At 68.8% G+C, this 13,829-nt stretch carries 7 protein-coding genes; 2 read left to right on the top strand and 5 right to left on the bottom strand.

From position 1 onward, the window contains the following. Positions 1-19 precede the first annotated feature (19 nt). The 4 genes from ASE22_RS12985 to ASE22_RS12970 all read right to left on the bottom strand — a co-directional run bounded on the left by ASE22_RS12985 (position 20) and on the right by ASE22_RS12970 (position 9,309). On the bottom strand, positions 20-5,749 hold the full coding sequence (locus ASE22_RS12985; protein WP_056359926.1) for an alpha-2-macroglobulin family protein: 5,730 nt from the start codon (positions 5,747-5,749) through the stop codon (positions 20-22). 85 nt (positions 5,750-5,834) lie between these two features. Then, the gene (locus ASE22_RS12980; protein WP_056359922.1) at positions 5,835-6,215 is read right to left on the bottom strand and encodes a response regulator; all 381 of its coding nucleotides are present in this window, start codon (positions 6,213-6,215) and stop codon (positions 5,835-5,837) included. After that, positions 6,212-8,608 (bottom strand): CHASE3 domain-containing protein, encoded by a 2,397-nt coding sequence (locus tag ASE22_RS12975; protein WP_235538155.1) that lies wholly within the window; start codon positions 8,606-8,608, stop codon positions 6,212-6,214. The genes ASE22_RS12980 and ASE22_RS12975 overlap by 4 nt, the downstream gene beginning before the upstream one ends. A gap of 89 nt (positions 8,609-8,697) precedes the next feature. Then, a complete protein-coding gene (locus ASE22_RS12970) occupies positions 8,698-9,309 on the bottom strand; it encodes a response regulator transcription factor (protein WP_235536428.1) in 612 nt (203 codons plus the stop codon). A 143-nt stretch (positions 9,310-9,452) separates the two neighbouring features. On the opposite strand from ASE22_RS12970, the gene ASE22_RS12965 reads away from it, so the two are divergent. Both ASE22_RS12965 and purU read left to right on the top strand, forming a co-directional pair. Next, complete coding sequence (locus ASE22_RS12965) at positions 9,453-10,160, top strand: response regulator (RefSeq protein WP_056359912.1); 708 nt, start codon at positions 9,453-9,455, stop codon at positions 10,158-10,160. A 140-nt stretch (positions 10,161-10,300) separates the two neighbouring features. Then, a complete protein-coding gene (purU, locus tag ASE22_RS12960; RefSeq protein WP_056359909.1) occupies positions 10,301-11,155 on the top strand; it encodes a formyltetrahydrofolate deformylase in 855 nt (284 codons plus the stop codon). Between the two features lie 10 nt (positions 11,156-11,165). Here purU and ASE22_RS12955 read toward each other — a convergent pair whose 3' ends face one another. Then, positions 11,166-13,787, bottom strand: a complete 2,622-nt coding sequence (locus ASE22_RS12955) for a M1 family metallopeptidase (protein WP_056359906.1) — start codon at positions 13,785-13,787, stop codon at positions 11,166-11,168. Positions 13,788-13,829: the final 42 nt, after the last annotated feature.

Genomic DNA, 13,829 nt, shown 5'->3' with positions numbered 1-13,829 from the left:
GTCGCGCGTCCCGGCGGTTTCACTGGGGGAAGACCGCCACCGTTCGGTTGGGCAGCGCGGCGCGGATCTCGGGCGAGTACATTGCCTGGACGCGGGTCGGCGGCATCTGGAAGCGGCCCGGCGCGTTCAGCCGCACCGCATATTCGACGGTGAAGCGACCGCGCGGCACCCACTGGTAATAGCCGCGCCACGCATCCTGGCCGCGCTCGACATAAGCGGGGCTGACGCCGTCGCCGCCGGAGGCCTGCGCCGCGAGCGTCGCCGACTGGCCTCCGAGATCGCCGACGATGGTGGCGCCCGCCGGGATCGGGTCGCTGACCACCACCCAGTTGCGTTCGGCCCCGGCGTCGACCGTCAGCCGGATGCGCAGCACGTCGCCCTTGCTCAGCTTCTTCGGATCGCGGCGCTGGATGACCTCGACCTGGCGGTCGACCCGGTAGCCGCCGAAGAAGGGCTGCTTCATCGGCACCGCCGCGGAAATCCGGATCTGCGCCCAGGGCCCCGCGTCGCCCGGATGCGACAGCCGGATCGGCGCGGGCTCCTTCGGCAGCGGGAAGCGTAGCAGCGCCGGTTCGGCCGAGGGCCAGCGCGCCATCCGCGACAGGCCGAGCAGGTCGACCTCGGTCGTGCCGCTGATCGCACCCGGCGGATAGAGGCTGGCGAAGCGCCGCGCCGCGACCGCCCCCCAGGCGTTGGCGGTGGTGGTATCCCAATGGCCGCGCTGCTGGCGGAGCGCCGCGCCGACGACAAGGCGCGGCAGCTCGTCCTGCCAGCCCGGGCGGCCGGCAAGGATCGCGATGGCGCGGTTCGCGATCTCGTCGCCCGAACTCATCATCCACCACGGTGCGGTGGCGCTGTCGACGAAATCGAGGCGCGACCCTTCATAGGCGATCCGCGACCGCAGCGCGCTCTCGGCTTCGGTGACGGCGCGCGGATCGGCGCCCGGCGTACGCAGCAGCGCGCCGAACCAGTCGAGCAGCGACGACGTCTGCATGTCGCGCGCCGCCATGCCAATCTGGCCGAACAGGCTGGGGTCCGATCCGCCGTTGCGGGCGAGCGCGGCGAGCGCGGCGAGCTTCTCGGCGCGCGGGTCGTAGGACCAGGGCACGTCGCGGCCCAGCTGCCCCTCGACCACCGACCGCATCGCCGCGACCATGTGACTGCGCTGGGCCTCGGGGATCGGCAGCCCCGCCTCGGCGGTGATCGACAGGACATAGGCGGTCAGTGCGACCGATCCTTCCATCCGCTCCTCGGGGAAGTAGCGGAGTAGCCCGTCGCGATCGAGATAGGCAGGCATGTCGGCGGCGAGCGCGTTCCATGCCGCCATGTCGCCGGCGACGACCGCCTTGGACAGACGCTGCTCGAAACAGTCGAACGGATAGCCGCGCATATAGGAGCGAACCCCATCGAGCGGCGGTGCGATGCTGTCGGTCAGCCGCACCTCGACGCCGCCGCGCCCCGGCAGCGCGCCGATCGGCGGGGTCAGCGGCACGAGCGATTGCGGCCCGACCCGAAGCAGGGTTGCCGCCCACACGTCGACGGGAACGGCGGGAACGATCGTCTGCCCGACGGTCAGCCGGTCGCTGGAGCGGCCGTCGGCCGAGCGTGCCGTCACCGTCCAGCCGAGTTTGTCGAGGCCGGTCGGCGCGGTCAGCCACCAAGTGACGGACTTGGCACCGCCGGCCGGCAGCGAGACGGTCAGCGGCGGCCCCTTCACGATCGAAGGATTAGCGGCGACCCGCGCGGTCACCGTCATCGGACGCTCCGAACCGTTGCGCAGGGTGAAGCTGGCGCCGTAGCGATCGCCCGACCGCACCAGCGGCGGGACGCCCGAATAGATGCTGAGGTCCTGCTGGGTGCGGACCGTCGTGCTGCCGGTGCCGAAGCCGTCCGCCCCGGCGTTGGCGACGGCGACGAGCCGGAAGGAGGAGAGGGCGTCGGACAACGGCACCGCGACCCGCGCCATCCCGGCGGCATCGAGCGGCACGCGGCCTTTCCACAGCAGCACGGGGCGGAAATCCTCGCGGTTGACCTGGGTCAGGTCGCCGCCGCCGCCGCCGCCGGCGGCGACCGCCTTGCGGCCATAATGACGCTTGCCGACGACCTGCATCTGCGCGGTCGAGGTCAGCACGCCCAGCGGCCGTTCGCCCATCATCGCGTCGAGCAGCTTCCAGCTGTCGTTGGGGGCGAGCGTCAGCAGCGCCTCGTCGACCGCGACGAAGGCGATCTCGGCGGACCGCGGCGGCCTGCCGTCGGGACCGGTAACCTTCACGGCGACCTGAGCCCGATCGCGGACATGATATCGGGCGCGGTCGGCCTGCACGTCGACGGCGAGGCGGTGCCGGTCCCAGCCGACGTTGATCTTCGCGACCCCCAGCCGGAAGCTCGGTTTGGCGAGATCTACCAGCGCGGTCGGCCGGGCTGCCAGGTCCTGGAAGAAGGGGAGGTGCCATTTGCGCGCGAAATCGGCGAGCCAGAGCCGCCAGCCCGCCACGCGCCCCCGCACCGCGAGGACCGAGACATAGACGTCGGGAGCGTAGCTGCCCAGCAGCGGCACTTCGACGACCGGGTCCTTGCCCGACAGCTGCGTGACGAAGCTCGACAGCACGCCTTCGCGCTCGACGGTGACGAGCGCGGTCGCCGAGCGGAACGGCATCCGTACCTGGAAGCGGGCGGTGTCGGTCGCGCGATACTCGCGCTTCTCGGGGATGACGTCCATGCGGTCGCCATTGTCGCCGCCGAACCACCAGTCGCCGCCGGCCAGCCACACCGACGTGACCGCGCGGGCCTCGTTGCCCGAACCGTCGTGGACCGTCGCGACCGCATAGACCTCGCCCGACACGCCGGGGTCGAGCTTGCACGCGGCGAGGCCGCGCGCGTCGGTGAAGACGGTGCAGCCCGGTTTGAGCCGGGTCACCATCGCATTGTTCTCATAGGCGTAGAAGCCGCCGACGAGCCGCCGCCGCGACGACATGATCTCGCGGCTGTAGAGCTTGACCGAGACGCTGCGCCCCTGGATGGGCCTGCCGTCGAGATCGAGCGCGACCAGCTTGAAGCGCAGATCGTCCTTCTTCATCAGCCAGCCGTCGGTGCGGATGCCGAGCTGCAGCGCGGCCGGGTTGAGCACCATCCGCTGGGTCGCGGTCAGCGTTTCGCCATTCGCGTCGGGATAATCCATCTCGACCGTCAGGGCGGCGCCGTCGCGCGCCGCCTCGGGGATGGCGATGCTGGTGCGTCCGGCGCCCTGCTTGTCGAGCGACAGGGCGAGCAGCTGGACACCCGGCAGCGGCGCCGCGACGTCGCGATTGTCGTCGCCGAGCGGGGTGACGCCCTCCTCGAGGGAGGTGCCGCCGAAGCTCCAGCCGTCCCAGCCTTTGGGGCTCGGCGTCGCCCGGTCGAAACTGGTGCGGACCGCGACCGGCAGGTTCGCCGCGCCGCCGCCCGACAGATAGCCGACATAGAGGTTCACCGGCACGGTCTTCGGACGCACCAGCGCCTGCTTCGGCCCGGTGACGGTCGCGCGCATCGTCGGCAGGCGATATTCGTCGACCCGCACCGATTGGCCGGAACTGACCTCGTCCTTGCCGATCGTCAGCGACAGGTCATAGTCGCCCTGCGGCGTGCCCTTGGGCGCGCTCCATTCGCTGAGCGCGATGCCGTCGCGCCCCGTCGCGACCGGGATCTCATATCTGGTGTCCGAGCCGCGATGGCGCAGGATCAGCGTCGCTTTCGCCGCCAGTGGGGCGAATCCGGTCGCGATCGGGCGGCGCAGGACATGCTTCATGTGCACCGTCTCGCCCGCGCGCATCAGCGTACGATCGAAGATGGTGTGGAAGATCAGCGGCCGTTCCTCATATTGGAAGGGCATGTCGAAGTCGTAGGGGCTGAGGCCCTTGCTCCAGCTTGTCAGGGCGAAGCTGAAATCGCCGTCCTTGCGGGCCGACACCATCAGCGGATGGGTATCGCCGTCGCACCAGCCATAGGTCTGCGGCCGGGGCAGCGTGTCGCGGATCAGCAGGCGGCCCGAGGCGTCGGTGGTGCCGCGCGCGAGCGGTTTGCCGGTGCAGCCGTCGCTGACCTGGATCGCGGCCCCCGCAACCGGTTCGGCGCTGTCGAGGCGGGTCACCCACGCGAGCGAACTGGCGCTTCCCCATTTGAAATGAACCGCCATGTCGGTGACGAGCGCCCCGGTCGCGACGTAGCGGACGGCGTCGCGGCCGAGCAGTGCGCGCCCGAGCGTCGGACTGGCGACCTCAACGACGTAGAAACCGGGCTTGCCGAGCGGGATGCCGATCACCTCGAACGCCTTGCCCTTGCCGGGCAGCGGGATGCTGGTCGGCTTCAGGCCCGGCTGGCGGGCGAGCAGCGGCGTGTCGCGGGTATGGTTGACCGCGACGGTTTCCTTGCCGCGCTTTTCATTGGTGAAATTGCTGTCCTCGGCATCGTCGAGCTTGCGCAGCCACGTCGCGACCTCGCCGTCGGACGTGCCCAGCCGCAGTGTCTTGCCATCGATCGGCAGCGCCTTTGCCAGCAGTTTCGGCTCGACGTTGCGAACGGTGAGCGGGAGTACGCCGCCCTCGCTCGCCTCCAATATGCCGAAAGTCGCGGCGAACTTCGCCAGGGGTGGCGCCGCGTCGAAGCGGACCGGCAGCGGGAAGCGGCGCGCATTGGCGAGCGGCCGGCCGGCCTCGTCGGCGACGCTCGCCGGCATCAGCACGGTGGCCGCGGTGGCCGGACGATCGGCCGCCAACTCGAACTTCGCGGTCTGGACGGTCTGGGCGGGGGTAGCGCCTTCGCCCTCGTCGAAGCCGGCCGGTGCGATGCTGGTGCCGTCGGGCAGACGAATGCGAATCGCCGCCGCGGTGCCGCGCGGCACCGGTGCGGTGAAGCGGACATAGGCGGGCTCGACCGGGTTGCAGCCCGCGCGCGGATTGGTGCGGGTGCATTCGAAGCGCGCGGTGAATTCGTCGATCACGCGATAGTCGAACCGGCGCGTCTCCAGCGCGGTGCGACCGCCGCCGCTGATCGTGTTCGGCCAGATCAGCGCCATGTCGCGGCCTGGCGGCAACGGCCGGCGGCAGCGTAGCGCGACGAGATTGCGCAGCCCGCCCGGAGCGCGGGCGCGCTCGATCGTCAGGCCGGCCTCCTCGAGGAAATTGGAGAGCCGGTAGTCGTTCGACAGTCCTTCGACCAGCTTGCGCGGCACGTCGGTGGGAAGCACGTCGACCGGCATCTTCTCGCCGATGCCGTCGACCGCGCAATAGGCCTCGCGGGCGATCGAGGCGCGATCGGCCGGAACGTTGGTCGAGATCAGGAAGGTCTGGTCCTGCTGGATCGATCCGCCGTAGCGCGCGGGCAGGACCGCGCGGGCATCGGGCGCGCCGTTGTCGAGGACATAGCTGTTATGCTGGCCGACGAGCGGCGTGCCGTCCAGGGCCTTCAGCCCGGGGCGCAGGGTCAGCGTGCAGCGCGATCCGCCGGGCAGCGGAGCCGCGAACGCATAGCTGTAGCTCTGCTGGTCGGACCAGCGACCGCTGCCGGCAACCGGACAATCGACGTCGAAGGGGCCGCGGGCGCGGGGTTCGCCGAGCGGAACCATCGGTGTCGAGAAACGAATCTGGAAACTGCGGACGCCGCCGGTGTCGTTGCCTGGGCTCGCCGACAGCACGCTCGGTCCGCCGCCCTGCGACGAGGCGACGGAGGCAAGCAACAGGAGGACCGGAGCCAACCGTATCAGGACGCCGCGCATAGACTCTCCTCGATACGCAACTTGTGGCACGCGGACGGCGAAGGCCAGTGATTTTGATCACTTCCCGTGGCGGCGGCCGGTCCGTCTACGCGATGATGGCCAATACCTGTTCGGCCAGGGTCATGGGATCGAACGGCTTGGTGATCACCCCCTTGGCGCCTTGATCGAGATAGCCGCGGACGTCCTGCGGCCGGGCGCGCGCGGTGACGAACACCACCGGTATGCTCGCCAGATCCGGATCGTCCAGCATCGCGGCGAGCACGTCGGGACCGGTCAGCCCCGGCATCATCACGTCGATCATGGCCAGATCGGGTCGCCAATCCCCGGATTGCAGCGCGGCGAGGCCCGTTTCGCCGGAATCGGCGGTGCGGACCTCGATCCCGGGCCGGATGCGCAGGGCGAGCTCCACGATCAGCCGGATGTCCGGCTCGTCGTCGATATAGAGAATCCTGATCTTTTCGGTCATCGTGGTCCACCATGGCGATCGACGATGTCGAGCACCGTCGACGCTAGCTTAGGCAGCGCGCGACGCGATTTGACCAGCACCGCGTCGGCGAGCTGCCGGGTTTCCTCATCCATCTCCTGGGCGGAATAAACGATCACCGGCAAGGGTTTATCCCAGGATTTTACCTCCGACAGCAAGGCCAGCCCGGACCCGTCGGGCAGGCCGAGGTCGAGCACGATCGCGTCGGGGCGGCGTTCGCTGAGGATCGACCGGGCCGACAGCAGGCTGCTCGCGTTGAGCAGCAGGCCGCGGCCGGCCAATGCAGCCGCGAACAGCTCGCGCGTGTCGCTGTCGTCGTCGATGTGGAGAATCACCGCCTTGCTCTGACCCTGGCGCCGGATCGCACGCTGGACGAGCTGGATCAGCCGCCGCGGATCGAACGGTTTCTGCAGCCAACTGGCGAAGGGCTGGTGGTCGGTACCGGCCGGCGGCGCGATGCCCGAGACGACGATGATCGGCGGTTTGCCGGTGCTGGGGTCGCCGACGATCGCCCGGATCACGTCGGTTCCGTCGGCATCGGCCAGCGTCATGTCGAGAAGGATTGCGGCATAGCGCTGGGACCGGGCATGGGCGATCGCCTCCCGCACCGTCGACACGAGGTCGCTGGCATAGCCGTGCGCGGTCAGGATCGACTGGATCGTGCGTCCGGCGTCGGCGTCGTCCTCACAGATCAGCAACCTCGCCGAGCCGATGGTGACCGGTTCGGAAGCCTGGGTGGTGTCGCGCGGCACGCTGAACGCGAAGCGCGCGCCGCCTTCGCTCCTGTTCTCGAACGATATCTCGCCGCCGTGGCTGCGAACGATCTCGCGCGAGATGGCGAGGCCGAGGCCGGTGCCGGCGATGATCTGCCGGGACGGCTGGCGGCCCCGGGCGAAGCGGTGGAAGATGTTCTCGGCGAACTCCGGCGGGATCCCGGGGCCGCTGTCGGTGATCTGGACGACGTGGTCCTCGCGCCCCTCGATCAGCTCGAACGTCACCGTGGAACCTTCGGGCGAGAATTTGACCGCGTTGGAGAGCAGGTTGCCGGCAACCTGGACGAGGCGGTCGGCGTCGGCGCAGGCCATGACGGGCGCGGGGGGCGTCCGCGTGTCGATCGTGATCGACCGGCGGTCCGCCAGGCCCTGCATCGCATGGACCGCCTTGGTCATTACGTCGCGAAGGTCGATCACGGCATATTCGAAGGCCATCCGGCCCTTGCGGATCTGATCGATGTCGAGAATGTCGTTGATCAGGCGGATCAGGCGCTGGCTGTTGGTCTCCGCGATCTCGGCGAGACGTTGCGCCTCGGGGGGCAACGTCCCGGCAGCGCCGCTGCGCAACAGGCTCAGCGAGCCGACCACCGAGGTCAGCGGGGTGCGCAGTTCATGGCTGACGGTCGAGATGAAATCGTCCTTGAGCCGGTCGATCTCCTTGCGGCCGGTGGCATCGCGCAGAGCCGCGACGATATGGATGCCGTCGGGCAGCGGGAGCGTGCCCAGCACGATGTCGACGGGAACCGGCTCGCCATGGGCGTCCCGGCCGTTGAGATCGATCAGTTCGGTCCTCTGCAACTGCCCGTCGCGGACGCCAACGCGCTCGAGGAACACGCCGTCGCCCGGCGCGATGTCGACCAGGGTCGAGATGTCGCGCCTGATCAGCTGCTCTGCGGTATAGCCGAACATGCGTTCGGCGGCCGGGTTGATCGTCTCGATGCTGCCGCTCGGGTTGATCAGCAGGATCGCATCGGTCGCACTGTCGAAGATGGCACGCTGGCGCGCCGCCGCTTCGGTACGCTCGAAGGCCAGCCGGTTGTTGAGTCGGCGGCCCCGGCCGATCAGAAAGCCGAACAGGCAGGCGGCGGCGGCGGTGAAGGCGATCGCACCCCATATGATCGTCTGGTTGCGCGCGATGCGCCGTGCCCGGCTGTGCTGGAACGCGGTCATCTCGCGAACGGCCTGGTGCTCCATCCGGCCAACGATCCGCCGGATCGCATCCATCTGTCGCTTGCCGTCGCCTTGCTTCACGCCCTCTGCCGCGGCATCGGCTCCGGCCCGGTCGCGCATCTCGACGACCATGCGCATCTCGGCGAATTTCGCCGCTATGAGGCGCTTCAGCCGTTCGAATTCGCGGTCGTCGGCATATGCGGGACGCAGCGCTTCGAGCCGCCTGATCTGTCCGGCTATCCGGGCGTTGGCATGGTCATAGGGCTCGAGGAAGGAGCGGTCTCCGCTGACCAGATAGCCGCGCTGCCCGGTTTCGGCATCCTTGACCAGCGAGAAGAGGTGCTCGATCTCGCGCTGGTAGGCGAAGCTTTCCTGCAGGGCATGGCGAGCCCCCTCGCTGCGTCGGCTTTCGGCGCCGAACCAGATCGCCATGACGGCCAGCAACACCGGTCCGACGGCGGCGATCAAGGCTATCTGGAACCAGCTCGGCCGCGGCCTGTGCTGGTGAACCCGGGCTATCGTCATGAAGGCTGTAGCAGCGGACGCATCATCAGTATCGCCTGGGTGCGATTGGTGACGCCAAGCTTGCGAAAGATCGCCGACAGATGTGCCTTGATCGTCGCCTCCGAAACGCCGAGGTCGGCGGCGATCTGCTTGTTGAGATCGCCGCTCGCCAGCGCGAGGAGAACGCGCCGCTGGGCGCCCGACAGGCTGTCGAGCCGCTTGCGCAACATATCGATCATATCGTCCGGCCCAGCGGAGGGCGGAAAGATCCTGCCGCCGCTGAGGATGATCTCGATACCGGCGACGGTGGTCTCGAGCGGCTGGCGCTTCGACAGGAAGCCGGCGGCGCCCACCGCCTGGGCGGTGGCCACCATCTGTCCGCTGTCATGGGCCGAAATGATCGCGATCGGCGTGCGGCCGAGCATGTGCTGGAGGCGGAAGAAGCCTCCGAAACCGTTGGCGTCCGGCAGCTCATAGTCGAGCAGCAGCAGCTTGTAGGTGCCGTTGCGCTGGATCAGTGCCTCGGCTTCGGCAATCGATCCCGCGACGTCGACCACATGGCCCGGATGCCGGGCCCTGATGGAAAGCTGGATGCCCTCCCGGATCAGCGGATGATCATCCGCGATCAATATCCTCCCGATGCTCACACGTCGTCCCCGGCAGTCTGTCGGCCGGGAGCATCCCGGCGCCCTGTATTTCCTCCGGCTTGCCCAGAAGGCCGATGGAACGCAGGATCGTGGTTGATTATCATAAGGTTTTGGGCTTGGCGAGAATGCTGGCAAACTACGGGATTCTCCTGGTCGATGACGAGCCGGCCTATCACGCGATGGTGGCGGCCCTCTTGCAGGGCCTGCCCGTCGTCGTCGACTACGCCGCGGACCGTGCGGAGGCGCTGCGCAAGATTTCCACGGGGCGCTACGACCTGATCCTGATGGACATCCAGCTGGGCGACGACGACGGCCGGCAGGTCGCCGCCGCCATCCGTGCCGCCGACGGCGGCGCCGGTCGCCGCCCGGTCCTCGCCTTCACCAACATCCATCCGGCCGAGGGGGAGCGGTATTTCTTCGATCACGGCTTCGACGGCTGGATCGCCAAGCCGTTCGAGGGGCGGACGCTGATCGCAACGGTGCGCCGCTGGCTCGGCGATGCGGAAGACTCCGGCGAGATGCTGGCCGGAGGAGAACAACTCGCCTCCTTGCTGGGGGAGGAGGGGGCCGCCATGATGATCGCGCGGCTGCACGCCAATCTGGCCGAGGCCGTCGCCGCGATCGACGCGGGGGCGGATGCGCGGCCGATCGGCCATCGCATGGGCGGGTTGAGCGGCACGTTGGGGTTTCCGGCGCTCAGTGCGGCATGGCTGTCGCTGCAGGACGACCGGGCGACCTGGCCGACGGTGCGGGCGCTGACGATGGAGGCGATCGCGCGATCGGGCACGGGTCCGGCGGTGCAGGACCCGGGTCTCCATCCCAATCCATCCTGATCTTCGAGCCTGAGACATCGCAATCGTCGAGGCGGCTTCACCACCGCCTTCGATATCGTCGTCCGACAGGGGGGACTTGACCGGCCGGACCGCGGCGGCCAAGCGCTGCGCGCGGCATGTCGGCCGCATGAGGAGCTGTCGTGGCCGAGACCCATATTCTCACCCTGTCCTGCGTCGACCATCCGGGGATCGTCGCTGCCGTGTCGACCTCGCTGGCCCGACATGGTGCGAACATCCTCGAGGCGCAGCAGTTCGACGACCTGCTGACCGGCCGCTTCTTCATGCGGGTCGAGTTCGCGCTGGTCGGCGGCGCCACGATCGAACAGCTCGAGGCGGGCTTCGCGCCCGTCGCCGCCGACCATGGCCTCGATCATCGTTTTCGCGCCTCGACCGAGCGGAAGAAGGTCCTGCTGCTCGTCAGCAAATTCGATCATTGTCTCGCCGACCTCCTCTATCGCTGGAAGATCGGCGAACTCGCGATGGAACCGGTCGGCATCGTCTCGAACCATCCGCGCGAGACCTATGCCCATCTCGATTTCGGCGACATCCCGTTCCACTTCCTCCCGGTCAGCCGCGACAGCAAGGCCGACCAGGAAGCGCGCATCAAGGCGATCGTCGATCAGAGTGGCGCCGAGCTCGTCGTGCTGGCCCGCTACATGCAGATCCTGTCCGACGATCTGGCGGCCTTCCTGTCAGGACGCTGCATCAACATTCACCACAGCTTTCTGCCCGGCTTCAAGGGTGCCAAGCCCTATCACCAGGCGCATGCGCGCGGGGTGAAGCTGATCGGCGCCAGTGCGCATTTCGTGACGGCCGACCTCGACGAGGGGCCGATCATCGAACAGGACACCGAACGGGTCAGCCACCGCGATACGCCCGACGACCTCGTCCGCAAGGGCCGCGACATCGAGCGGCGCGTGCTCGCCAGCGCGGTGCGCGCCTTCCTCGAGGATCGCGTCCTAATGAACGGCGCGACCACGGTGGTGTTCAGCTAGGGCGCGCACCTTAGTTGAACATCGCCTGGATCTCGGCACCGCGCTTGGCTTCGAGCACGCCGCAGCTGTTGATCTGTTCCACCGTGCGGTCGAGCGACAGCGCGCCGCGCTGGTAGCGGGCGATCTCGGGCCGTAGCGCGGCCTCGACCGCCGCAGCCTTCTCGGCCGAGCAATAGCGGACCGGGACGGCGGGGAGCTGCGACGCGACGAAGATGCCGCTGTTCTTCACCAGATCGGCATAGTTGGCAACCATCCACCGATAGGCCATCTCGCGCGTCTCGGGCTCGAGCGCCATCAGCTGGATCAACGTCGTGCGATCGCCGCTGCGCAGGCGCTTGTCGCCCATATGATCGAGCAGCCAGCGTCCGGCCGAGGCGCGGTTGGTCCCGCCGAGCGCGCCCATCGCGCTGTCGCGGAACAGCGTGTCGTCGCTCGTCACCGCCTTCTCGAACAGTGCCGCGAGAGCCGCGTCGCCGCCGGTGGTGACATAGGCACCGAGGCCGGCCCCGAAGAAAGCCTGGTCGAGCGCGGCCTTGTCGCCGTCGAGCCACGCCTTGGCGGCGACGCTCAGCTTTTCGGACAAGGCCTTGTCCTCGGCCTCGCCCGCGACCAGCGTGACGAGGTCGGCGCGCAGCTTTTGCCGGTCGCCGTCGTCGTCGGCATAGACGCCGGCGCGCGGATCGAAACCGGTCGCGGCCAGCTTCGGCCCGTAGACGCCCGCCATGAAGGCGCGATAGCCCTTGATCGCATCGCCGGAGATCATCCCGCGCTGGCGCAGTCCCGCCAGTCGCAGGCCGCCGTCGATCGCCGCCACCGAATAATCGTTGGCGGCCATTGCCCTGGCCGCGTCGAGCAGCAGCGACGGCGCCACCTCGCCCGCGCGGAACCCCGCCCACAGGCTGTCGGTCAGCGCCAGCGCCTCGCCCGGCGGCAGGCTCGCGGCCTGGGCGATCAGGGCCTTCCATTCGGCGTCGGGCAGCGAGAAGCGATAATAGCCGGTGCCGCCCGCATTGGGCATGATCGCGCCGTTCGCCGTGATCGGCACGGTGGCCGACGCCTTGTCGAGCAGCGAACAGTCGCGCGCCTCGCCGACCCGGACGCAGAGCGGGATGATCCAGCCCTGCCGCGGCAGCTCGGTCCCGAGCAGCGCATAGCGCTTCTGGCTGACGGACAAGCCGCCGGGGGTGCGCTCGATACGGACGACCGGCACGCCCTGCTGGTCGACGAAGCTCTTGAGCGCCTCGAGCACGCGCGGGTCGTGCGACGCGTCGGCCAGCGATCCGAAGAACTGGTCGGTGGTGGCGTTGCCATAGGCATAGCGCTTGAGGTGGAGACGGACGCCCTCGCGGAATTTCTCGTCGCCCAGATAGGCGGCGATCATCGCCACCACCTGGCCGCCCTTGCCGTAGGTGACCTGGTCGAAGGCGCTGTCGATCTCGCCATTGGTCTTGATCGGCTGGTGGATCGGCCGGCCGGCCTTGAGCGCGTCGACGTTCATCGCCGCGAACGCTTCGTCGATCGCGCCCGCGCCGATCTTCAGATCGGGGCGCCACTCGTCGCCAATACGGTAGCCCATCCAGTTGGCGAAGCTCTCGTTGAGCCAGAGGTCGTCCCACCAGGCGGGGGTGACGAGGTCGCCGAACCATTGGTGCGACAGCTCGTGCGCGACGACCATGCCGAAGGTCTTCTTCTGGTCGGTCGACGCGCCCTTGTCGAGCAGCAGGATGGTGTCGCCATAGATGTCGGCGCCGGCATTCTCCATCGCGCCCGGCATCACCGGCGAGCCGATCTGGTCGAGCTTGGGGAAGGGGAAGGCGGTGCCGAAATATTTCTCGAGCAGCGAGACGATCGGGCCGGTGTTCTCCAGCGCGAAGCCGAGCTTGTCCTTGTAGGGCTGGGTGCCGACGATGCCGATCGGCAGCGGCGCCTTGCGCTCGGGCGTCGGCGGCGCCGCGCCGGTCGCGGTGGCGAAGGGGCCGACGACGAAGGCGACCAGATAGGTCGGCAGCGGCCGGGTCGCCTCGAACTCGTGGCGGACGAGGTCGCCGACCTTCGTGGTGCGGAGTTCGCGCGCGTTGCCGATCGCGACCTGGCCGGCCTTGGTGGTCAGCGAGACGGTAAACGGGGTCTTGTAGCCGGGCTGGTCGAAGCCAGGGAAGGCGGCGCGGGCGTCGATCGATTCGAACTGCGTCCAGGCATACCATTGGTCGGCGACCTTGACCCGGTAGAAGCCGGAGGCGCCGTCGCCGAAAGGCGCGTCATAGTCGAACACCAGCGTCACCTTGCCCGCAGGCAGCGGGGCGGCGAAGTCGAGCCGCGCGACGCCCGAGGCATCGACCTCGCTGTAGCTCGCCTTGACGGTCCTGCCGTCGGCCCTTGCGGTCACGCTCGCGACCCTCAGCGAACGGCCGTGGAGGTAGAGCGACCGGGTCTCGCGCTTCAGCGTCGCATCGATCTCGGCATGGCCGGAAAAGCGCTCCTTGTCGGGATCCACCGTCAGGTCGAGCCGGTAGGCGACCGGCGTCGCCGCGTCCGACAATATGCCGAGCGGCACCGGTTCGGCGGTCGGCGCGGCGGCCATGAGCGGAGCGGACAGAGCGGCCAGCGCGACGGCCGCGAGCAGTTTCTTCATCGGTCATCCTTTGCGGATGGATAGGATGCGGAGGTCATATAG

The organism is Sphingomonas sp. Root720, from assembly GCF_001428605.1.
Lineage (GTDB): Bacteria > Pseudomonadota > Alphaproteobacteria > Sphingomonadales > Sphingomonadaceae > Rhizorhabdus.
This window is presented reverse-complemented; position numbering and strand designations above follow the sequence as displayed.

Coding starts and splice junctions, on each gene's coding strand:
- ASE22_RS12985 (WP_056359926.1), bottom strand. CDS start 5,749: ATGCGCGGCGTCCTGATACGGTTGGCTCCGGTCCTCCTGTTGCTTGCC.
- ASE22_RS12980 (WP_056359922.1), bottom strand. CDS start 6,215: ATGACCGAAAAGATCAGGATTCTCTATATCGACGACGAGCCGGACATC.
- ASE22_RS12975 (WP_235538155.1), bottom strand. CDS start 8,608: ATGGCGATCTGGTTCGGCGCCGAAAGCCGACGCAGCGAGGGGGCTCGC.
- ASE22_RS12965 (WP_056359912.1), top strand. CDS start 9,453: ATGCTGGCAAACTACGGGATTCTCCTGGTCGATGACGAGCCGGCCTAT.
- ASE22_RS12955 (WP_056359906.1), bottom strand. CDS start 13,787: ATGAAGAAACTGCTCGCGGCCGTCGCGCTGGCCGCTCTGTCCGCTCCG.